This window comes from Desulfofundulus thermocisternus DSM 10259, assembly GCF_000686645.1.
Taxonomy (GTDB): Bacteria; Bacillota; Desulfotomaculia; order Desulfotomaculales; family Desulfovirgulaceae; genus Desulfofundulus; species Desulfofundulus australicus.
The window spans coordinates 1-19159 of sequence record NZ_JMLG01000011.1; the positions used below are offsets into that span (position 1 = coordinate 1).

The window sequence follows — 19159 nt, forward strand, 5'->3', positions numbered from 1 at the left end:
CCGTGTTTTTGAGGGGGTGCCTTGACCAGACAACCGGGGTTGGGGCATGAGAGTGGTTGGGGAAAGGGAAAATCTTTGCCCAGGCGGGCGTATTCTTCCGGCGGTACAGGCGTGTAAAATATCTGCTGCATGGCGGTCACTTCCAGCAAATATTCTACCTGTTCCACAGCCGGAAGAAAAGGGGTCAGTCACTGGTTGTCATATTCTGGTGAATAGACGGACTGACTGACCTGAAATACCAGCACAATTTGCGAAGCAGTTGCAGATTATTCTGGTATCGGAAATAGTTGCAGATTGTTCAATCTGCGAAAATGGGCAGGGGTTGGGCTAAATCAAAGTGAGAATTGACACTGAATGAAGCTGCCCTCCCTGACGTTTCGAGAATGGCAGGCCCTGGTGAAAGCCTTTGGCTCCAGCCTGCGGGGCCTGGGGTCTCCCGTGGTGGTGGGCAGGAACCGGGAAGGTAAAACCTTCACTATCCACTACCACCCGGGGCGAAGATTGGACCGGCGGGAAGTGTCGGTCATGCTCAAGCGGCTGGGGATAAAGCCGGAAGAGTTTCTCCGGTGGTACAGGGGGAGGAAACATGCTAGTACAAAACACTAGTGTCAGGAGGTGGGGAGGTTGGTGTTGTGCGACCCGAAGAAAACTGAACCGGGGATAATCTCTTCTAACAAGGCCCTGGCCGTGCTGGAGTTTCTGGAAAGCTGCGGAGGTGCGCCGGAACCCACCGTGGCACTGCTGTTCCCCCGCCACTACCGGAAGTCCCTGCGTGTCTTACGCGGCAGTGGCTACGCCCGGCGGTGCTGGACGCCGGGGCAGGACCCTTTCTGGTGCCCGGCCTCCACCCGCCCCCCGAAGGACAGGGAAGAGTATATTGTCCGGTGCGCCCTGGGCTGGCTGGCGGCGAGGCTGGTGGAAGCGGGCGGGAGGCTGGAAGGGAGGCAGGCGGTGCTCCCGACCGGCAGGACGTACAGGGTATGCGTCTGGCCGGGAAGGATACCGGATGGCCCGGCGCTGGTGGTGTCAATGACCGGGGAGAAGCCGGGATCCGGAGACCTGTGGGCGGAATACGAATGCCTGAAGGAGAGGGGGTTAAGGGAATGTCTGAAAAGGATTTAAGGCGGTGGTTGGTGGGGGTGCTGTGGTTCCTGGGCAGGGTGTACTGCCGTTTTGCCCTGGCGGTGGTGTACGCGGTGGCGGCGGCTGCCCTGGGCGGCATTATAGCGGCATTGGCCCGCAGGGAAGCAGTGGAGACGGCATTCCACCTGGCGTTCTGGCTGTCGTGGGCGGCGCTTTGCCTGAGAGGCCCCTGCCCGGAAAGAGGTGAACGGGAGAGTTACCTGTTCCGGTTCGCGCTCCCGTGGCTGGTAGGGACCGGCCTGGCGGCGTGGGCGGTGGTGCGCTGTGTTTTGCCTTACGCGGAGAAGATAATAAAAGCGTGGGGGCTGGCGTAACATAAAATCGAGTAAAATTGCGGTTTTTCAAGTTTTTTGTATTTGATTTTTAAGCTAAAGGGTTTTATAATCAAAGTACACTGGCCCTCCAGAAATGGAGGGAGGGGGTTTTTATTGCCCCCGGGAGGCTAAAAAGATGTCACAATTATGACCACTACCCCGGAATAACGCCCGCGCAAGCTGCAGTGGGCGTTAAAATTCCCTGTTGACGGCTTTGGTGAGCGGTGCTATAATAATTCCTGTCAGAACAATCCAATCCCTTTTACGCCCGAGTGCGGCGTATGCCCTCATCAGGGCTTCCCGTTTACCGCTTACAGCGGTCAATGCGCTGGGGTTTTCCCTGGCGAGGCTTCGGCCCGGTAGTGGCGGCTACCGTAACAATACCCGCCTGTTGCAGGTGATGACAGCCGGAACAAGCCACCTGTAACAAGTGTTCCCCGGCGGCTGTACGGGGAACGGAAGTTAACCAGGCGAGTTGAAGAGACGCCAGCAGAGGCGTCTTTTGTTTTTGTCCGGCGGCATTTCCGGCCATCAAGGCCGGTGAACATACAAGCAGGCTTTCTCCCTCAGCCTGCGCCCTTTAAATCTCCCGGAAAGGAGGTGAACGGGGCGCAGGGGAGGGAGCCTGCGCCGGAAGCGGTGGAAAAGACGCTGTTTCAGACCGCGGCCCTCGTCCTGGCTGGCTGGCACGCCCGTATGGCGCTGTGGCTGGCAGTGATCAGGAGGGCCGCAGGGAAGATTGCCGGGGCGTAAGCCCCAATGATGAAGGCAATGACGGTCCAAACACGTGAGATCTCTACGGCGCGCGGTAGAGAGTTCCGGCCTCACGTGTTTTGGGCCGTTTTTGCGTTTATATACACCGGGGCGGCGGCCCCAGATCATCTCATTCAAGGAGGTGATTTTACGGGGACGCCAGCCGGAAGGCGGCCCCGGTGTCATGGAAGCGATTCTAAACCTGGTGTGGGACTACCAGAAAGGAGTCTACGTCAGCGAGCGTCACGCCCCCCTGCGCTACCGGGCGCGGCGCTTTCTGGAAAAGCGGGTTATTCCCGCTGCCAGGAAGGTAGCTGCCACCGTAAGGACCGTGGCCGGTATATTGGCCGTGGCCGCCCTGCTCCTACTAACCGCACTGGGCAACCTGGGCCAGTGGGGGGTAAAAAGATTGGCCCGCTACCCGCACCACCGCTGCCTCAGCGCCATAGAGCGCGAGGTTTTGCGCGGGTGTGAGGGCATGGAGAAAATCTTTTTCTCCTTCCTGTTTGTTTTACCTATTACGGCGGCATATATGGCTGCCGTGGCGGGGCTGTTCCTGCTGGCGGGGTTTTTCCTGCTGGCAGGAAAGGGCGCGAGGAAAGTCCTGGCCCGGTTCGGGCTGGACTTTGATGAAGTAACCCGGCCGTAACAGACGCGCCAGTAGTTATACTGCCCGGCGACACCGGCCCTGACCGGGGCACCGCCGGGCCACGGAGTAATACCCCGCCTGACCGGGCGACACCGGCTTAGACCGGGGCACCGCCCGGCGGCGGGGTCCAGGCCGGGGGAATCAAATTGTGAGAAGGGCTATTTAATGGCCTAAAAAAAAACAAAAAAAGGGAGGAATGCCTAAAATGTTGGACGGAGTTGTGTGCAGAATGTGTGGAGATGAAGCTCACCCTAATTTTATACTCAAGAGTGGTGAAGCATATTGCATTAACTGCGCAAAAGAGGAAGGACTTGTCTGCATGATGGAGGATTGTGAAAATCGCGCCTTTTTAACAGTTGCGGAAGAAGGGCCGATGTGCCGTGATTGTTTTATTGAAATGTGCAAGACTTGCTATGTTGATGCTTTCATGGATACCATCGGGGGAGAACTGGATGAAGAAGAGAAAGAAATCGAGTTAGAGAAAGATTATCGGGTGGTCAGTATATATTTTGCCTATGCACACCACCACCTGATTGTACCATCCCGAATGCCAGACGACACAGTAGAAGAGACGGTCGATGAACTGCGTGATATGTTACGTATAGCCCCCGGCCTGACGCGCGGTAGAGTGAAGCTGGAAACATGGCAAGGGCTTGAACTGTTAGAAGAGTGGGCTACCTATTATGAAGCCAGCAGTCCGGTAAGGAAAGTGTTTGGTGTGTTGTATGAGGGGATTGAAGAGGATTATAAAGAGTAACTAAAGAAAGGTCGCCGCTGGCGAATAAACCGCCCGGCGGCCTTAAAGTTTACCAGGAGGGAGAATTATGCAAAAACTTGCAGAGGCTTTGCTCTGCGTCAACGGGATAGAGACCGCCGCCCACCGCGCTTTCGCTTCCAGGTGCCGCATCTACGACCTGGACGCCCGGATCAAGGCCCTGGAGGCGGCCATTCCCCCAAACCAGCGTACCAGCTCCCCGGAGCTGACTAAACTCCACCAGGAGCTGAACGCCGCCCGGGCCGAGTACACCGCCAGCGAAGCGAAGCTGGAGGCGCTGAAGGCCCGCCACGCCGGGGCCGTTGCGCTGGCAAACCTGCTGGCCGCCTGCGTGCAGGCCAGGAAGGACACTCGGGCGCTGGAGGCGTCAATAGAGGCGGCGCTGAACGGGCAGGCCGCGCAAGCGCAAAAGCCCGCCCAGAAAGCCCCAGCCCAGAACACCCAGGCGCAGGTTGCCGGGGACGGCACGGAAACCGGCACCTTCAAGGTGCTGGAGTGTCGTGAAAGTAAGCCGGGCGTTGTCCGGGCCTACTGCGAAGGCCCGGAGGGGAAGGTTGCCGTTTACGCCAAAAACGGCAACGCCCAGACCCTGGCCGGGGCGGTGGGGAAGCAGGTGCAGGTGAAATACCGGAAGGGCGAAAAAGGGCTGATCGCCCTTTCGGTTCAGTTAATCCAAACTAAGGGTCTGCCGGATGACCGGCGGATAAGATAGGTTTCAGGCGGTCCGGCCCGCCAAACTCCAAAATCTCTTCAAGGAGGTGATTGGGGGCGGCAGGCCGGAGGCCGCCCCGCAAGTTATGACAATAAGGTATATAAAGCAAAAATACCCTATAGGCACGGTCCTGAATGTGTGGGTCTCAGTTTCGGGCTTTCCGGTCAATCTGGGGCTGTTCACTGTAGGAAAAAAGACTTTGTATAGTAGCACGGGGCAAACCTGGGGAGATTGCAAGAAAGAAATCGAAAGACTTTACTCGGGGACGGTACAGCGGATTATTAAAGCGTCCTCAGTAAAATAGAAATACCAAAGGGGCGGCCCGGCCCGCCTTCAACCTTCCGAAAGGAGGTGCGAAGGGGACGGGCCGGGCCGTCCCCTGGCGCATGAAACCGGTGGGAAGCCTGAAAGGAGACAGAATATCTCCTATAGGCAGAAATATAGCCGACGGGGTATTCCATATTGCAGTACCGGACAGGCCGGTGAAATTTTTCAGGGAGTGGCCCACGAGAAAGCTGAAAGAGTTTTACTATCTCATGGGTCAGGTGGCGGACGAGCTGCGCTGGGACGCCGATTTGGTAGTTACCGAACAAGAGCGGATGATGCTGCTGGATTCGGCGGAAACAGCGCAGAAGATTCTTATTTACATCGCCACGGAGCTTGCAGCCCGTGGCGTGAAAGTCGGTAAGAGCGGACTGTTGCAGTAGTTTCCCAGGCGGCCCGGCCCGCCTCAAACTCACTCCACTCAGGGAGGTGAGATGGGGCGGGCCGCCGGGGGCCTGCCCTTGAGATTATGGGATGGATATACACTAATAAACCCAAAGGAATGAGCATTAGACAGTTTTTTGAGGAAAGGTTTAACTATACCGAGGACAACGGAAAGTACGGCAAAATACTCGATTGTGCCGTGGTAAACATGCACACAGCATACATTGCCTATGAGACCGGTGACACACAGGGGAAACGGGATGTAATTGCCGTCGTTTGCGTTCTGGATTATAAACCCAACGATTATTACAACTTTGGGTACAAGGACATGGACGAGACGATGGGACCCTACCTGTACGACTGCCCGGAGCGCATACTGAAACTGCTCACTCCCACCGAGCACGAGTGGGCCAAAAAGTGGCGTGAAAAGTGCTGGGAGCGCATTCGGGCGAAAAAGGTCCGTCCGAAGCTGAAAAAAGGAATGGTAATTAAGTTTGCCGATTCAATTGTATTCAGCAGCGGACGGCAGGAAGACACGTTCAGAGTGGAAGACCCCCGGCGGTTGATATTCTCCGACAGGTGGGGGAGACGGTACAAACTCCGCCGGTACATCCTGGACTGGGGGTTCCAGGTGCTTGAGGACTTTCCTCCTGAACGGGAAACGGCTTAATCGGAAAAACACCCGGCGGCCCGGCCCGCCTTCACCCAAAAATCTTTTCAAGGGGGTGAAAAAGGGCGGGCCGCCGGGGGCTTGCCCTGCGAATATGTGCTACGAAGTGAGCTACTACGCGGAAAGTTATGAAAAAATGCTGATAGAAGCACTCACGCCAGAAGAGGCCGTCCTGAAGGCGTATGGGTACACAAAATCCCCATACGTTTTGGTGTACGGCCACGGCGATTACCGCGTCATAAGGAGCCTGAACGGGCTGAAGGTAATCCGCCAGCGCGAGTGGGTGCGTGCGGGCTAATACCGGGTCTTTTCCGGCCCAAACCATTCTCAAGAAAGGAGGAATGGGGCGGGCTGGTGAGGCCCGTCCCGGAAAGAATGAAATTTGAGAGGATCAAGCCGGGGGTGCTGTTCCGCACCCCGTGGCACAAGGAACACCTGTTTTATAAAGTCCCGGACCCCCAGCCGTGGCCGGAACTCGGTCCCTGTAGCGCGTGCGGCACCATTGCCGTATGGAACGCAAGAGCAGTGGAGACCGACCGCCTGGTGCACTTTTGCCGGAATGAGGAAGTCGTCCCGGTGAAGGTGGAAGGGGGAAGGGAAAATGGCTAAAACCGAGTACCTGCAGGGCGACGACGCACAGCGGTTTCTTAAAGAGGGGTACTGCGAAGCCTGCCTGCGCCCGGCAGGGGAATGGGCCAGACCAGACCGTTTCGGGGGCTGTCTGGTTCACGGTGATTACGACAGCCGGGGCAACCTGACAGGCTTCCTTTGCCCGCATTGCGCGGGAGCGAGTTAACCGGATAACCGGGCCACCCGGCCCGCCAAAATTCCCACGGAAAGGAGGGAATGGGGCGGGCCGGATGGGTCCGCCCCAGAACTATGTCAGTTAACCGGCTAATTAGCGAGACCGCCCGGTACGCGCAAAAGGCCGGTATGGACATTACCGAAGCCGACGTGCGGAACCGGTACGAAGATTACGTCCGCAGGCACGGGGAAGAGAAAGCCCTGATTGCCCTGCGGAATACGTTAGAATCGTTCAGGGAGCAGGCCAGGAAGGAAGAAACCAGGCTGTTCTGTCTGGTCAAGGCCGAGTGCCTGCGGAAATTCGGGGTTGCCCCGGCCAACCGGCGCACCTTCAAGGCCGAACTCCGGGAGAACCCCGGCCTGTATGAGAGTGTGCCGTCGGTAAAGGAATACATGAGGCGGTTTTGCGGTTGACCAGGGCCTACCGGCCCGCAAACCATTTCCACGGAAAGGAGGGAATGGGGCGGGCCGGATGGTCCGCCCCGCAATTCATGACGATTACCGAGAAAGCGCAAGAGGTTTTAAACCGGCTCTTAGAGATGTTCAGGACAGGCAATTTACCCGCCGCCGTAGCCCGGACGGTCATCCGGGCGAAGGCCGGGTATGAGAGGCCGTCCGACAGATGGAGCCTGGGCAACCGGCTGCTGATGTACCTGGCCGGGACGGAGGACGCCAGGGGCTACAGGCAGTGGGAAGAAGTAGGCAGGCACGTCAAGAAGGGTGCCAAAGCATTCTACATCCTGGCACCCATGACTAAAAAGAAAACTGTCAGGGAGCGGGAAGTGGACCCCGATACCGGCGAAGAGCGGGAAGTGGAGCGGGAGCGGGTAGTCATCACCGGCTTCCGGTGCGTGCCGGTCTTTCGGTATGAAGACACCGAAGGTAAACCCCTGCCGGAAGCGGACTATAACCCGCCGGAGCCGCCGCCCCTGTTCGACGTGGCCAGGCGATTCGTGGGTGACGTGAAATACAAGCCCTTCGTAGGAAGGTACTACGGTTATTTCAGCCCCGCCAGGGGTGAGATAGTCCTGAGTACCCATGACGCGCACACCTTTTTCCACGAGCTGGCCCACGCCGTCCACCACCAGGTGAAACCGGGCGGGTTAAAGCCTGGTCAGCATGCGGACCAGGAGATTGTCGCTGAGACGGTAGCTTGCGCTTTATGCGAGATGTACGGGTTTTCCGGGTACATCTGGCACGGGTGGGAGTATATCAGGCACTACGCCGGGCAGGACGACCGGAAGGCCCTGAAGGCCGTGATGGGCGTCCTGGCCGACGTGGAAAAGGTGCTGGACGTTATCCTGGGCGCGGCGGAAGAAGAGGCGGTGCGGGCGGCATGAAAAGGGCCTACGTGGAGATTCACTGCGACGGTTCCCACCTGCCCCGGAACGGTGCCGCCTATGGGGGCTACGAGGCCAGGGTTGACGGCCAGCTTACCCGCCGGTGGAAGGGCCGGGTAGAGGCAGCCGATTCCCTGGAAGCGGAGTTTCAGGCGGTCATAAGGGCCTTGAGGTGGGCAGTCAAGAAGGGGTACCAGCACGTGGTGGTCTTTACCGACTGCATGGCGCTGGTCAGGATGGTCCGCGCTGGTGCCCGGCCGGGCGGGAAATATGCCCGGTTTATCCGGCGGGTGGCGGCACTGGCAAGACTGATCGGCAGCGTTTGGTTTCAGTGGGTGCCGAGAGAAAGAAACCGGCAGGCCGACATGCTCTGCCGGGCGGCAAGGAAGTACGCTTGAAATTTGGGCCGGGAGGACTTACAGCCCGGCCCTTTCACTAATCAGGGCTATTGTATTGACAATAGCAATATGCGGACTTAGAATGGAAGTGGGTGTTGTCGGTGAAAATAAGCCGGTTTGAGTGGGACAGGTGGAATGCCGGGCACATTGAAGAAAGACACGGGCTTACCCCTGAAGAGGTTGAAGGAGTCTTTTCCGGCCGCCCGGTGGTCCGCAGGGTCCGGGGTGGAAGGTTCGCCGCCTACGGACAGACGGAGGGAGGCCGTTACCTGACGGTGATTTTCCAGCTCAAGCCCGACGGTGTTATCCGCGTTGTCACTGCGAGGGACATGAACAGGTGGGAGCGCCGGTACTACCTGCAAAGGAGGCGATATTAACAATGGCAAAAACCCTTCCGGAGTTTAAAAGCGAAAAAGAAGAGGCTGAATTCTGGGATACACACAATTCCCTGGACTACATTGAAAGCGATGAACCCGTTGAAATGGAGCTTGACCCCGAACTGGCCGCAAAAATCCGCGAGCGGGCACGGACCAAACAGGTGACCCTGCGCCTGCGGGTGTCCCAGATAGAGGCGGTAAAAGAGATAGCCAGGAGGAAGGACATCCCCTACCAGACCCTGATCCGGTCGTGGATCGCGGAAGCCATACGCCGGGAGCAGGGCAGCGGGGCATAACATAAACCAAAGACCAGAGGGAGACCACTGGCCGGGTGTTTTTACCCGGCCTTATCTCTCTGCGAAGAGATGCCGGGAGTTTACAAAACCCCGGCCTTTCTTTTTTGGGAGGTGACGTAGCGGATGGGGAGAGACCTGGAAGAGATTGTCGCTGAACTCATGTCCCGCCTGTCCCACTACCGGGACGACCCGTACTGCCGTGGGGTGTGGGACGGGGCCATGATGGCGATCGCTCACTACGCCCCGGAGCTGTTTTACAGGTTGCTCCGGGTGAAAGCTGAAACAAAGGGAGAGTTAGGCCGGTAGAAAAACTTCCGGCCTTTTTAATTTTACAGGGAGGGATGTTTTATGATTTACACATTTCCGCGCACAAAAGAGTTTTTTGAGCCTGCTGAACTGGTCCTGGCGACCGGTGTAAGCAAAGAAAGGTTCGGGGAAGCGATATTAAAGGAGCTGGTAGACAACGCGCTGGACGAGGCGGAAAAAGCAAACAAAGCGCCGGTGATTGAAATCGCTGCCGAGCCTTTCCTTTCCATCAGAGACAACGGTCCCGGTGCGGACATCCAGGATCTGCTGAACAAAATCCTGGACTTCAGCGTGCGGGCAAGCAGTAAGCTGGCCTGGAAGCGGCCCACGCGGGGCTACTTAGGAAACGCCCTGAAGACCGTTTTCGGCATGGCTCACGTGCTTGCCCCGGAAAAGCCGCTTGTCCTGGAGAGCGGGGGCCAGCGGGCAACGGTCACGGTACGGCCCCTGTCCACGGGGGAGATAAGAGTAAACCCGGTGCTGGAAACGGTACCCATAAAGCCGGGGTTCTCGGTAACCGTGCCGGTACCCGTGAGCCTGAACTGCAGCACTTTTGCGGCAGCCGTCTTATTTAACCCCCACGCCACCTTTGATCTGGCAGGAGAGCGTGTCCAGAGGGTGGGAGATGTGGAGAAATACCCGGCGGACGCCCCCGTTTCGCCTCACTGGTTCGACGCTGAATCCCTGTTCAACCTGGCGGTTATGGTGGCCGGGCAGGAGGACCTGACCGTGAGGGAGTTTATCTCCCGGTACTTCGTCGGCCTTTCCGGGGCAAAAGCGGGCCAGGCGGCTAAAAGCTGTCCGGTCAAGCGCATCCGGGACCTGGTTTTTCTGGAAGAGGGCCAGGGACGAAAGGCCGCCCTGGATGCCTGCACCGGCCTCCTGCGGGCCATGAAAATACTTTCCCGCCCGGTATCCCCGGCCAAACTGGGCGGTGTGGGCAGGGAAAACATGGCGAAAAGGGCGCGGCAGCTTTTCGGGGTTGAGGCTGAGGGCCGGTACGTGAGGAAGGAAGGCTATACCTGGGACGACAGGCCGTACGTGCTGGAGGTCTACTACGCCCCGGCTGAGCGGAAGCACATCGTGACCGGCTTAAATTTCACCGGGACGTATACTCCGCTGTTCACCAGCAGCTCCCTGGGCAAATCGGACAATTGGGGGCTGCACGGCTACCTGAAAGAACTGCTGAAGTCCCGGTATGAGTCCGGTTTCTTCCTGGCCGTCCACGTCATCATGCCGGGCGTGGAATACACCAGCCGGGACAAGAAGCCCTACCTGCCGGTGGACGTCGTGCAGGCCGCTGGAGAGGCGGTAGCCAGGGCGGTCAACAGCGTCAGGAGGGCGGTCCAGGCAGGAAGCTGCGGCGGGCCGGAAGAGACGACGCTGAAGGAAGCGGTGTTTGCCGTCCTGCCAGAGGCAGTGGAAAAGGCCAGCGGGGGCGGCAGGTACCCCTACAGCGCCAGGAGCCTGTACTACCAGGTGCGGGCGCTTATCCAGCAGTATACGAGCAGGGAACTGGACTATAATTATTTCACGCCCGGCCTCCTGACAGAATACCAGGAAATGTACGGTCCCCTTGAAGGGTTGTACTATGACCCGCGGGGCATAGCGGTGGAACCACATACCGGCCAGGAAATCCCCCTGGGCACAAGGGAGGTCGCTGACTATACGGCACCGGACTACTTATATAACAAGGTGCTGTATGTCGAGAAGAAAGGCATTCTGCCGGTATTGAAGGCTGCCGGGCTGGACAAAAAATACGACCTCTGCATCTGTGCCGGTGAAGGCTACGCCAGCCGGGCCGCCAAAGACTTCCTGGCTATGGCCGAAAAGCAGGACATCGTGGTGCTGTGCCTGCACGATCTGGACATCAACGGCCTGGAAATCGCCAGGACGCTTCGGGAAGAAACCAGGACGTCCCGGAACGCGGTCACGGTGATAGACCTGGGGCTGCGGTACAAAGACGTAGTGGAGATGGGCCTGGAGAAAGACCCGGAAGGCGTGCCGTTAAAGAAAGGGTGGCACAAGCCGGTGCTTGACACCCTGCCCCATGACGAACTCGAATTTCTCACGGGGGACGGCAAACGGGGGAACCGGGTTGAGCTGAACGCTCTCACCCCGGAGCAGCTGATCGGGCTCATCGAAAGAAAGCTGGCCGAGCACGGGCTGGCCCAAAAGGTGGTCCCGCCCGAAGAAGTGGTCCTGGACGAAGCCCGGAAGCGCTTCGACGCGGTACTCAGGACTATGGCCGAAAGGCGCATCCTGGAGATACTGGAAATCTCGGCCGTCGTGGAAAAGATAGCGCGGTCCGTAAAAATGCCCGACTTCAGCGGCCTGCCGGGGGACATCGCCCGCGCGCTGGAGGACAACCCGCCGGTCTCCTGGCGCGACCTGGTAGAAGAAGAGGCGAGGGACTTTGCCAGGGCCGTGCTGGAGGGGGTTGACCTGAGCAAATTTTTAAAAATTGACCACAGGCAGTAAGCAAGCTGACTGAAGCATGTGGATTTTTTAAAAATGCGAGTTAAGCTGGAAGGCCCGTTGCTCCAATAGGGCAGTGGGCCTTTTGTGAGACGCCCGGTCAGGGGATAAAGCCCTGATCGGGCGTCTTTGCTTTTTAAGGGCCAGTCCCGGCGGGAAAGGAGGTGGCGCGCAGTGGTCGAGACGTGGGCTTACGGCGATAAGGCCGTCCTGTACTCCGAGGACAGCCGGGTGTGGCAGGCCGCCCTGGAAGCCGGTCTGAAGCCGATGGCCGAATACCGGCGGCCCGACGGGGTTCTGTTCGCGAAGCAGTTTGTGGGGGACAAAGAAACGGTGCAGAAAGTGGCTGGGGCGGTAGTGAAACAGTATGCTCCCGCGTGACGGATTAGACGAAAACGGTCAGAAACCGGACCCCGGAAGCCTTGTAAAATAAGGCTTCCAGACATGTACATTTCAAATTGTGAACCGAGCCTATAGGATAGTACCTGTAGTTAAAAACCCCCTCTCAAAAACCTTTTAGAAAAGCAGGTGGGAAAAGTGAAGCTGATCAACTGCCGCTGGTGCGGTAATAAATTTCAGCCGCGTAAGAACAGCCAGAAATACTGCGACGAGTGCCGTTCCGACCCGGAAGTGGAGAGGGCGAGGGCGCGGGAGCGGAAGCGGAAGCAATTGGAGCGGAAAAAGAAAGCCGGTAAAAAGAACGACCGACAGAAGAAGGAAAAACGGTGCCTGTACTGCGGCAGGAAACTCGACCCGTCGAGCAACCGCCAGCTCTGGTGCGAGAAATGCCGGAAAAACGGCTACCGCGACACCCACGCCCTGTATATGAGAAAGTGGCGGGCAAAGAGCCGGGCAACAGGGTACCCCACCGCGTGACGAATTAGCCGAAAACGGTCAGAAACCGACTTCTAGAAGCCTTGTAAATCAAGGCTTCCGGGCATGTACATTTCAAATTGTGAACCAAGCCTATATGATAGTACCCGTCAGATTTGTGCCATTTTATAGCAATCCGGGAAGCCAGTAAAATCAAGGCTTCCCGGATTCAGTTTTTTAGACGGCTTTCTAGAATGGCCTACAAGGGGCATTTACCGTAATATCGTGATATTACGATAAATAGCAAAGGGGTGGTTATCCGTGAAAACGCCGGTGATTAGACCGCCTGAAGGTTTTTCCCCGGCTTTACAGAAGGCCCTGGCCTGGTGCCCCTACTGCGGGGAGGAAAAACCCTTCGGCCTGGACAGCCGCTTGGGGTACGCCCGGTGCGTGGGGTGCGGCATTTCCGAGCGGGACTTCTACGTGCGGCAGTTCAACGGCCTGTGGTCCGACGACGCGCTGGACAAATTTGTCCGCGCCGTGGAAAAGAGCCGCCGGAAATACGACAGGCCGTTCCCGTGGGAGACCGGCGTTATTGCAGGGGACCCCAACAAGTCCCAGGTCCCGTTTGACCCGGTGAAACGCGCGGGGAGCAAATGTGAACGCTGCGGCAACTCTATCGAAGCCGTCAGCAACCGGCAGAGATATTGTCCCGAATGCGCAAAAATCATTCGGCGGGAGAAAAGGCGCAAAGAGAAGCAATGATAGTGCACCCGCTCGAACGTCTTGCCGCGCGGACGCGGCCCCGGCGGGATAGCCGGGTGGGGCGTACCCCGGCTCAACCCCTCCCGTGTCGGGCTGAAGGCCCGGCTTTTTTTGTTTCAGGAGGGAGGTGACGCGCCATGCGAAAAACTGCACTGTTCGCCCTGCTCCTGGCCGCCGTGCTTCTGCTCGCTGGCCGGAGTGAGGCTTCGGTTGTCGAATCCGCCTACGGCCCGACCATCTACACGTGGTCTGACGCCGTTGCAAAGGCCGGAGACATAATCCCGGACACCGCCGTGGTCCGCCTCCCGGACGGCTCCCTCACCACGGTACCGACCGGGACGTGGACCCCCGACGGGGACGCCGAAGCCTGGTCGCCCGGCCTGGCGGGGAGGCTGGACGCCCTTCTGGGTGAGCTGGTGAAAGCGGGCCTGGACCCGGAAACCCTGCGCGGGCTGGAGGTGTACGCCCTGCCCGCCTACACCCTGTCGCTGCCCGGCCATGAGCGGGACCCGGAGAGCCCGCGCGTCGCGGTGGGAGTCCACCGGGAGGGGGTGGTGGTCCTGGCCGGGCTGTGGGTAAACGCCGACCGGACGTTCCTCCACGAGCTGGGCCACCACCTGGCGGACAGGGTGCTGGGCACGGCGGGCTACTGGTGGCCGGGCGGCACGGGGGAGAAGGCCGCCCTGCGGCGGGAATACCTGGCCCTGCGCGGCTACCCGCAGGACAGGCCGCTCAACGGCATTTCCCAGGCGGCCCTGCCCTGGGGGGAGCGGGCCGGGGAGTGGTTCGCGGAGGACTTCGCTTACTGGGCCGCCTGGCGGGTGACCGGCAAACGCCCGGACGCGAACAGCTACCTGGCAGGTCCGGGGCCGCCGGACGAGAGAGTACTGGCGTGGTTCGACAGGACGTTTTTCGGCAAAATGCGGTAAAAATGGGACAGAAAAACACGACAAAATGTCGGAATTAACAGGGCACCGGTTCATAAAGTATGGGGTACCCCGGCTCACCGGTGCCGCCGGTCAGGCGTGCGCACTGTTTCCTAAAAAACCTTTTTCCAGGTAAAACTCTTCCGGCGTTTGACGCCGGTTTATTGTACTAGTATTTGACGCTAGTATTTCCTTCAAGCATACCCGGCAGTGCATAACGCGCGTTATAAATTTTAAGGCTTTCTCCGACACCTGCCGCCTAGCAACCTGGCGCGATCAGGACCATACTCGCAAACAGAAGTAATAAAAAGAGGGGGTTAAGAGGGACCCAAATTACGCAACCACCACCCGACAAAACCCGGAAGGGGTTAGGAACGGATCCTCCCCATCCGGGTTCTGTTTGGTGCCGAAATTAGTGCACAAAATTTTACTTATGGTTGCTGCTCTCCCGGTCTCAACTCCCGACCCAGGGCCTTTGCTTGGCCTTCCTTCACTAATGCACCAACCGTATCGCCGGGCTTAAACCACTTCGTGAGATCGATCTTCTCGCCAGGTTTGTTCACAAAACGCATGCCGACCTGCACGCTGGTGTACTCGTTGATGGTGATAGTGATGGTTCGTCCCACATCACCACCACCTTTTTCGACATTCATAGTCAGCTTATCTGGTTCGACTGAAATAACCTTCCCATGACGAAACATCTTATTCAGTTCTTCCTGTTCTTTCTTTGCCGCCTCCTGAGCTTTTTCTTGTGCTATTACTTCAGCTGATTTGATATAAACAGCATTCTGTTCGTCGTTCCACTTAACTTCTGCTCCAAGATTTTCTGCAATAAATCTGAGAGGTACGAATACTCTGTTATTTACTATGATAGGCGATGGGTTACAAGAAACTTCCTTCCATTCACCATTCGTTTCGTGAGTTGCAATAAACAGCCTTATCTTTTCATTGGCATAGATATTACCCAGACAAAAACTTAATGACATCAGTAAGACAAACGATGCTATAAACATTAATCGCCGTATACTCTTAAATGCCATAAAATTTCCCTCCAGTTTTTTAATGAAATCGACCATTGATTCCAAAGTTACTTCGTTTACCTATTTCCAGTTTCAAAACAAAACTAACCATTGTGGAGACTATCATAATTTTACATTAACTAGGCGGTGACCTGAGTTTGTGTGAAGAATCTCTGTTAAAGATTTTGCGGGTGCTATCGGCAACTTCACGGGAGCGTAGAATTAATATCTTTCGCATTTTTAATACCTCATTTTTTCAATAAAAACTAGCAATACATCCCTAAGTGAATCTTTTACCAAAATGCGGCAGCAGTTTTTACACTATTTATATCACAAATAGTAAAGAATCCCTTTTTAAGACTTTTTTACGACGTTAAGAATGTAAATCCTTTGTCAGTTTAAACAAACTTATCGACATAATTCGCAAAAAACGACAAAGAAATGGCTGTTAACTTTTCACAAAACGGCCCTTTTGTGAATTAATTGCCCCGAAAAGGACGCAAAAGGGAGGCTGTAGAAAGCATTTAAGGCCGGAATTTCAATTCGCAAAAGGAAAATGGAGGGAAACGTCGAATGGATATACTGACCAGTTTCAAGAACAGCCTGCTGGCCAGGGGGCTTTCCCCCGGCACGGCGGAGATATACGCCGGGCACCTGCGCCGGTTCTTCGCCTGGGTGGAAGGGACCTACGGCGAACCCGACCCGGCGGCGGTCACTCCCTTGGACGTGGCCGACTACCGGCGCTATTTGCAAAACCGGAACAGAAAACCGGCTACGGTGAACAACGCCCTGGACGCCATCGGCAACTTCTTCGCCTGGGCGAAGGAAGCCGGTATCGTCCAGGCCGACCCCACGGAGGGAGTGAAGCGGCTGCCGGAACAGAAACCGGCCCCGAAGTGGCTTTCCAGGAGGGAGCTGGGCGCCCTGGTGCGGGCGGTCCAGAAGTACGGGAGCAGGAGAGACCAGGCCCTGGTCACGCTCCTTTTGCACACCGGCCTGCGCGTATCGGAGGCGGTGTCTTTGAGGACTGCGGACGTGGTTATCCGGGAGCGTTCCGGCCACGTGGTGGTGCGGCAGGGCAAGGGCGGCAAGTACCGGGAGGTGCCCCTGAACGCTACGGCAAGGCGTACCTTGGGTGAGTACCTTGCGGGACTTTCGGGTGAGTGGCTCTTCCCCGGCAGGAGCGGCGGCCCCATGACCAGGCGGGCGGCGGAAAAGGCATTGGCGAGGTACGGGCGGCTGGCCGGGGTGGAGGTGACCCCGCATCGGTTAAGGCACACATTCTGTAAAATGCTGGTGGACGCGGGGGAATCGCTGGACAGGGTGGCGATGCTTGCGGGCCACGAAAACATGAACACCACCGCCAGGTACACAAGGCCCGGCAGGGCCGACCTGGAGGCGGCGGTGGAGAAGATTGCGTGGGAGTGAGAGGCAGGTGGATGTAGTGGAATCAAGAGAAGTGACATCTTTGTTTAATTCTTTCTACGACGAAGAACCCGAAAGAGAGCATATAATTTTGACCGGGCCACCATCCTTGCTTTCCCAACTGAAAGAAAGGACATCCTACATAGTAAATGGGGATGCTTTGACGGCGTTGAAACAATTACCCGAAGAAAGCGTCCAGACGTGCGTTACTTCGCCTCCATACTGGGGGCTTCGCGATTACGGCGTTCCTGGCCAGATCGGTACGGAAATGGACATTACCGATTACCTGAATAAACTTGTAGAGGTGTTCAGGGAGGTAAAGAGGGTTCTTAAACCTGACGGTACCTTTTGGTTGAATATAGGCGATGGATATACAAGTGGAGGGAGGACGTACCGCGCCCCCGACAAAAAGACAGACAACGGTCATGTTGTACGGGGACTGCCCTTTCGTCCTCCTACTCCTGCCGGTTTAAAACCCAAAGACCTTTTGGGGCTGCCGTGGCGGCTGGCTTTCCTTCTCCAGGAAGATGGCTGGTATTTGAGGGCGGACATTATCTGGTATAAACCTAATGTGCTCCCGGAAAGCGTTAAAGACAGGCCGACCATAGCCCATGAATATTTATTCCTGCTTAGTAAAAACGAAAAATATTACTACGATTACCAATCAATACTTGAACCGGCCGCGTCCGGCAGGGGCAAACGGAACAAGCGGTCAGTGTGGACTGTAAATACCGAGCCTTACCCGGAAGCACATTTTGCAACTTTCCCCCCGGCCCTCATTACGCCCTGCGTGCTGGCGGGGTCAAGACCGGGAGACATTGTGCTCGATCCTTTTCTGGGTTCAGGTACAACGGGGTTAGTAGCTCTTCAAAATAAAAGAAACTTTATCGGTATAGAACTTAACCCTGAATACTGCGCGATGGCCGAAAAGAGGTTATCTCCTTATGCAACAATCCGAAAAGCCGAAGAAGAAACGGGGGCCTGATTTGTGGAAGCCTTGATTCCCACAAAACAACTGTGGATAATTGGCCGTTTAAAGTCTGAACGTGGAAAAATCCTGCGCGACGCGCTAAAGGAAGCGGTGGAAAAGGTTGGCGTCCAAACAATTGACCGGGAACTTCACGATCTGGTCAGCAGCAGTGCCCTTACCAAATTGGGGGCGTTCGGCCTGCGCGGAGAGATCCTTTTCGCCGTACCCTGCCTGATCAAAGAAAAACCGTCCGTTTCCGGTTATTACCGTCTCGTCCTGGGATTTTCGCAAAAAGAATACGGAAGGAAAGGATTGGGAAAGTGGGTTGAAATCGAGAAAAGGAAAAATGTTTCTGTTTCGGAAGATGAGATACAGGAACTTTGTGCAACTCTAATAAGGGCCGGTGAACAGTTGTTGAACGGGGTCAGTAACAGGGATAATATCACCGAAGATTTTTTCCACGAGCTTACTTTGCTGACCCTGGGGGCACAACTGGACGGGAGCTACCGGGGGATTATCGGAAGAAACGCCGTAGCCGTTATCCGTGATTTGATCATGGACATTATTAAACCGAGGCAGCCCGGTGATTTTCAGGAAAAGGAAAATGAGATCGAGTTTAACAACGCGGCAGGCCGCAGGGTGAAAATACGGTTCGGATCCGACCCGGACATACTTATTAGCGAATATTCCGGAAACCAGTACCGGCACCTGCTGGCCGTGGAGGTTAAGGGTGGCGGAGACCCATCCAATATTCACAACAGACTGGGAGAGGCAGAAAAAAGCCATTTAAAGCTTTCCGCAAGCGGCGTTTTGCGCTGGACTATCGTAGGTGTCCCTGTTGACGAACAGACAGCCCGGCAGCGTTCTCCGAGCACGAACAGGTTTTACGCAATAAGCAACCTGGTTACACATGAGAGCCAGGAGTATGAAAGTTTTCGACGAGAGCTGATCTCAATCCTGGGCCTTCCTGAATAATTTTATTGTTAATTAAAGCGCAACACGTCCTCCCAAAAGGCACGGTTTCACCCCCGTGCCTCTCGCTTTTTTCAGGGAGGTGACGTGACCGTGCGCGTAAGGCTGACCGCCAGGCGACACTTTTTCAGACCTGCCGGCACCGGCAGTTTGCCCCGCCGCCCGCACTCCGGTATAATACTAGTGTGATATACTAGTGCAGGGGTGGCACTGGAACATGCGGGACAGGAAAGTGATGCTGTACCTGGAAGAGTGGGAATACCGGCGGCTGAAGGAGCTGGCCGGGCAGGAAGGCAAAAGCATGAACGCCTTCGTGGCCGGGCTGGTCCGGAATTTCGACATGCCGAGGCGGAAGATAGCTGAGTGCAGTGAATATAGGTGCCGGGAATGCGGTAGGGCCATCTGGGCGGACATGTGGCAGACCGCCGCTTCTCCGGCCAGGTGCCCCTGGTGCGGCGGGGAGCTTGCCGACTGCGGGCGGTGGGGCACGGTGGTCCTGGGAAGGGTGGAGTAAGTCCCCGAGCGGGACGACGCGGGCGGGGCTCC

General features: G+C 56.8%; 28 protein-coding genes. 27 read left to right on the forward strand and 1 reads right to left on the reverse strand.

The features are described from left to right. Nucleotides 1-354 precede the first annotated feature (354 nt). The 23 genes from BR83_RS0109330 to BR83_RS0109445 all read left to right on the forward strand — a co-directional run bounded on the left by BR83_RS0109330 (nucleotide 355) and on the right by BR83_RS0109445 (nucleotide 14230). Entirely contained in the window at nucleotides 355-606 is a 252-nt protein-coding gene (locus tag BR83_RS0109330; RefSeq protein WP_051618089.1) for a type II toxin-antitoxin system HicA family toxin, read from the forward strand. Nucleotides 607-627: 21 nt separating this feature from the next. After that, nucleotides 628-1122: a hypothetical protein gene (locus BR83_RS0109335; protein ID WP_242839660.1), complete on the forward strand. Its 495-nt coding sequence runs from the start codon at nucleotides 628-630 to the stop codon at nucleotides 1120-1122. Beyond that, a complete protein-coding gene (locus tag BR83_RS0109340; RefSeq protein ID WP_027356859.1) occupies nucleotides 1104-1457 on the forward strand; it encodes a hypothetical protein in 354 nt (117 codons plus the stop codon). The genes BR83_RS0109335 and BR83_RS0109340 overlap by 19 nt, the downstream gene beginning before the upstream one ends. 600 nt (nucleotides 1458-2057) lie before the next feature. After that, entirely contained in the window at nucleotides 2058-2210 is a 153-nt protein-coding gene (locus BR83_RS15570; RefSeq protein ID WP_157832994.1) for a hypothetical protein, read from the forward strand. A gap of 184 nt (nucleotides 2211-2394) precedes the next feature. Then, entirely contained in the window at nucleotides 2395-2859 is a 465-nt protein-coding gene (locus BR83_RS0109355; protein ID WP_157832995.1) for a hypothetical protein, read from the forward strand. Between the two features lie 205 nt (nucleotides 2860-3064). Further along, a complete protein-coding gene (locus BR83_RS0109360) occupies nucleotides 3065-3616 on the forward strand; it encodes a hypothetical protein (RefSeq protein WP_157832996.1) in 552 nt (183 codons plus the stop codon). Between the two features lie 67 nt (nucleotides 3617-3683). After that, nucleotides 3684-4346 (forward strand): hypothetical protein, encoded by a 663-nt coding sequence (locus BR83_RS0109365; protein ID WP_027356862.1) that lies wholly within the window; start codon nucleotides 3684-3686, stop codon nucleotides 4344-4346. Nucleotides 4347-4732: 386 nt separating this feature from the next. Continuing rightward, nucleotides 4733-5053: a hypothetical protein gene (locus BR83_RS0109370; RefSeq protein WP_027356863.1), complete on the forward strand. Its 321-nt coding sequence runs from the start codon at nucleotides 4733-4735 to the stop codon at nucleotides 5051-5053. A 119-nt stretch (nucleotides 5054-5172) separates the two neighbouring features. Continuing rightward, nucleotides 5173-5724 carry a DUF6927 domain-containing protein gene (locus BR83_RS15580; RefSeq protein WP_051618091.1) on the forward strand — a complete coding sequence of 184 codons (552 nt, stop codon included), beginning with the start codon at nucleotides 5173-5175 and terminating at the stop codon, nucleotides 5722-5724. Between the two features lie 94 nt (nucleotides 5725-5818). Further along, nucleotides 5819-6022, forward strand: coding sequence for a hypothetical protein (locus tag BR83_RS17195; protein WP_157832997.1), 204 nt, complete (start codon nucleotides 5819-5821; stop codon nucleotides 6020-6022). A gap of 56 nt (nucleotides 6023-6078) precedes the next feature. Continuing rightward, the gene (locus BR83_RS0109385) at nucleotides 6079-6333 is read left to right on the forward strand and encodes a hypothetical protein (protein WP_027356865.1); all 255 of its coding nucleotides are present in this window, start codon (nucleotides 6079-6081) and stop codon (nucleotides 6331-6333) included. Continuing rightward, nucleotides 6326-6520: a hypothetical protein gene (locus tag BR83_RS0109390; protein ID WP_027356866.1), complete on the forward strand. Its 195-nt coding sequence runs from the start codon at nucleotides 6326-6328 to the stop codon at nucleotides 6518-6520. The genes BR83_RS0109385 and BR83_RS0109390 overlap by 8 nt, the downstream gene beginning before the upstream one ends. 50 nt (nucleotides 6521-6570) lie before the next feature. Continuing rightward, complete coding sequence (locus tag BR83_RS0109395; protein ID WP_027356867.1) at nucleotides 6571-6942, forward strand: hypothetical protein; 372 nt, start codon at nucleotides 6571-6573, stop codon at nucleotides 6940-6942. Then, on the forward strand, nucleotides 6939-7868 hold the full coding sequence (locus BR83_RS0109400; protein WP_322786314.1) for an ArdC family protein: 930 nt from the start codon (nucleotides 6939-6941) through the stop codon (nucleotides 7866-7868). The genes BR83_RS0109395 and BR83_RS0109400 overlap by 4 nt, the downstream gene beginning before the upstream one ends. Continuing rightward, nucleotides 7865-8266, forward strand: a complete 402-nt coding sequence (locus BR83_RS0109405; RefSeq protein WP_027356869.1) for a ribonuclease H family protein — start codon at nucleotides 7865-7867, stop codon at nucleotides 8264-8266. Before BR83_RS0109400 ends, BR83_RS0109405 begins: the two co-directional genes overlap by 4 nt. Before the next feature lie 101 nt (nucleotides 8267-8367). Next, the gene (locus tag BR83_RS0109410) at nucleotides 8368-8643 is read left to right on the forward strand and encodes a BrnT family toxin (RefSeq protein ID WP_242839659.1); all 276 of its coding nucleotides are present in this window, start codon (nucleotides 8368-8370) and stop codon (nucleotides 8641-8643) included. A 2-nt stretch (nucleotides 8644-8645) separates the two neighbouring features. Continuing rightward, entirely contained in the window at nucleotides 8646-8939 is a 294-nt protein-coding gene (locus BR83_RS0109415; protein WP_027356871.1) for a CopG family antitoxin, read from the forward strand. Between the two features lie 123 nt (nucleotides 8940-9062). Continuing rightward, nucleotides 9063-9245: a hypothetical protein gene (locus BR83_RS0109420; RefSeq protein ID WP_027356872.1), complete on the forward strand. Its 183-nt coding sequence runs from the start codon at nucleotides 9063-9065 to the stop codon at nucleotides 9243-9245. Between the two features lie 42 nt (nucleotides 9246-9287). Continuing rightward, nucleotides 9288-11726, forward strand: coding sequence for a hypothetical protein (locus BR83_RS0109425; protein ID WP_027356873.1), 2439 nt, complete (start codon nucleotides 9288-9290; stop codon nucleotides 11724-11726). Nucleotides 11727-11897: 171 nt separating this feature from the next. Then, entirely contained in the window at nucleotides 11898-12104 is a 207-nt protein-coding gene (locus tag BR83_RS0109430; RefSeq protein WP_027356874.1) for a hypothetical protein, read from the forward strand. 156 nt (nucleotides 12105-12260) lie between these two features. Further along, nucleotides 12261-12599: a hypothetical protein gene (locus BR83_RS0109435; RefSeq protein ID WP_027356875.1), complete on the forward strand. Its 339-nt coding sequence runs from the start codon at nucleotides 12261-12263 to the stop codon at nucleotides 12597-12599. Nucleotides 12600-12857: 258 nt separating this feature from the next. Continuing rightward, on the forward strand, nucleotides 12858-13301 hold the full coding sequence (locus BR83_RS0109440) for a hypothetical protein (protein WP_027356876.1): 444 nt from the start codon (nucleotides 12858-12860) through the stop codon (nucleotides 13299-13301). A 137-nt stretch (nucleotides 13302-13438) separates the two neighbouring features. Beyond that, nucleotides 13439-14230: a hypothetical protein gene (locus BR83_RS0109445; protein ID WP_027356877.1), complete on the forward strand. Its 792-nt coding sequence runs from the start codon at nucleotides 13439-13441 to the stop codon at nucleotides 14228-14230. Nucleotides 14231-14658: 428 nt separating this feature from the next. Here BR83_RS0109445 and BR83_RS0109450 read toward each other — a convergent pair whose 3' ends face one another. Continuing rightward, nucleotides 14659-15267 carry a copper amine oxidase N-terminal domain-containing protein gene (locus BR83_RS0109450; protein ID WP_027356878.1) on the reverse strand — a complete coding sequence of 203 codons (609 nt, stop codon included), beginning with the start codon at nucleotides 15265-15267 and terminating at the stop codon, nucleotides 14659-14661. 552 nt (nucleotides 15268-15819) lie between these two features. Here BR83_RS0109450 and BR83_RS0109455 point away from each other — a divergent pair. The 4 genes from BR83_RS0109455 (at nucleotide 15820) to BR83_RS0109470 (ending at nucleotide 19127) form a co-directional block, all read left to right on the forward strand. Next, entirely contained in the window at nucleotides 15820-16674 is an 855-nt protein-coding gene (locus BR83_RS0109455; RefSeq protein ID WP_027356879.1) for a tyrosine-type recombinase/integrase, read from the forward strand. Nucleotides 16675-16792: 118 nt separating this feature from the next. After that, nucleotides 16793-17656: a DNA-methyltransferase gene (locus tag BR83_RS0109460; RefSeq protein ID WP_407637333.1), complete on the forward strand. Its 864-nt coding sequence runs from the start codon at nucleotides 16793-16795 to the stop codon at nucleotides 17654-17656. Between the two features lie 3 nt (nucleotides 17657-17659). Beyond that, on the forward strand, nucleotides 17660-18616 hold the full coding sequence (locus BR83_RS0109465) for an XcyI family restriction endonuclease (protein ID WP_027356881.1): 957 nt from the start codon (nucleotides 17660-17662) through the stop codon (nucleotides 18614-18616). A 214-nt stretch (nucleotides 18617-18830) separates the two neighbouring features. Further along, entirely contained in the window at nucleotides 18831-19127 is a 297-nt protein-coding gene (locus BR83_RS0109470) for an FmdB family zinc ribbon protein (RefSeq protein ID WP_027356882.1), read from the forward strand. Nucleotides 19128-19159: the final 32 nt, after the last annotated feature.

Excerpts from the sequence above, each read along its gene's own strand:
- BR83_RS0109330 (WP_051618089.1), top strand. The coding sequence starts at position 355 with ATGAAGCTGCCCTCCCTGACGTTTCGAGAATGGCAGGCCCTGGTGAAA.
- BR83_RS0109340 (WP_027356859.1), top strand. The coding sequence starts at position 1,104 with ATGTCTGAAAAGGATTTAAGGCGGTGGTTGGTGGGGGTGCTGTGGTTC.
- BR83_RS0109355 (WP_157832995.1), top strand. The coding sequence starts at position 2,395 with ATGGAAGCGATTCTAAACCTGGTGTGGGACTACCAGAAAGGAGTCTAC.
- BR83_RS0109360 (WP_157832996.1), top strand. The coding sequence starts at position 3,065 with ATGTTGGACGGAGTTGTGTGCAGAATGTGTGGAGATGAAGCTCACCCT.
- BR83_RS0109365 (WP_027356862.1), top strand. The coding sequence starts at position 3,684 with ATGCAAAAACTTGCAGAGGCTTTGCTCTGCGTCAACGGGATAGAGACC.
- BR83_RS0109370 (WP_027356863.1), top strand. The coding sequence starts at position 4,733 with ATGAAACCGGTGGGAAGCCTGAAAGGAGACAGAATATCTCCTATAGGC.
- BR83_RS15580 (WP_051618091.1), top strand. The coding sequence starts at position 5,173 with ATGAGCATTAGACAGTTTTTTGAGGAAAGGTTTAACTATACCGAGGAC.
- BR83_RS17195 (WP_157832997.1), top strand. The coding sequence starts at position 5,819 with ATGTGCTACGAAGTGAGCTACTACGCGGAAAGTTATGAAAAAATGCTG.
- BR83_RS0109390 (WP_027356866.1), top strand. The coding sequence starts at position 6,326 with ATGGCTAAAACCGAGTACCTGCAGGGCGACGACGCACAGCGGTTTCTT.
- BR83_RS0109395 (WP_027356867.1), top strand. The coding sequence starts at position 6,571 with ATGGGGCGGGCCGGATGGGTCCGCCCCAGAACTATGTCAGTTAACCGG.
- BR83_RS0109405 (WP_027356869.1), top strand. The coding sequence starts at position 7,865 with ATGAAAAGGGCCTACGTGGAGATTCACTGCGACGGTTCCCACCTGCCC.
- BR83_RS0109415 (WP_027356871.1), top strand. The coding sequence starts at position 8,646 with ATGGCAAAAACCCTTCCGGAGTTTAAAAGCGAAAAAGAAGAGGCTGAA.
- BR83_RS0109420 (WP_027356872.1), top strand. The coding sequence starts at position 9,063 with ATGGGGAGAGACCTGGAAGAGATTGTCGCTGAACTCATGTCCCGCCTG.
- BR83_RS0109425 (WP_027356873.1), top strand. The coding sequence starts at position 9,288 with ATGATTTACACATTTCCGCGCACAAAAGAGTTTTTTGAGCCTGCTGAA.
- BR83_RS0109445 (WP_027356877.1), top strand. The coding sequence starts at position 13,439 with ATGCGAAAAACTGCACTGTTCGCCCTGCTCCTGGCCGCCGTGCTTCTG.
- BR83_RS0109450 (WP_027356878.1), bottom strand. The coding sequence starts at position 15,267 with ATGGCATTTAAGAGTATACGGCGATTAATGTTTATAGCATCGTTTGTC.
- BR83_RS0109455 (WP_027356879.1), top strand. The coding sequence starts at position 15,820 with ATGGATATACTGACCAGTTTCAAGAACAGCCTGCTGGCCAGGGGGCTT.
- BR83_RS0109470 (WP_027356882.1), top strand. The coding sequence starts at position 18,831 with ATGCGGGACAGGAAAGTGATGCTGTACCTGGAAGAGTGGGAATACCGG.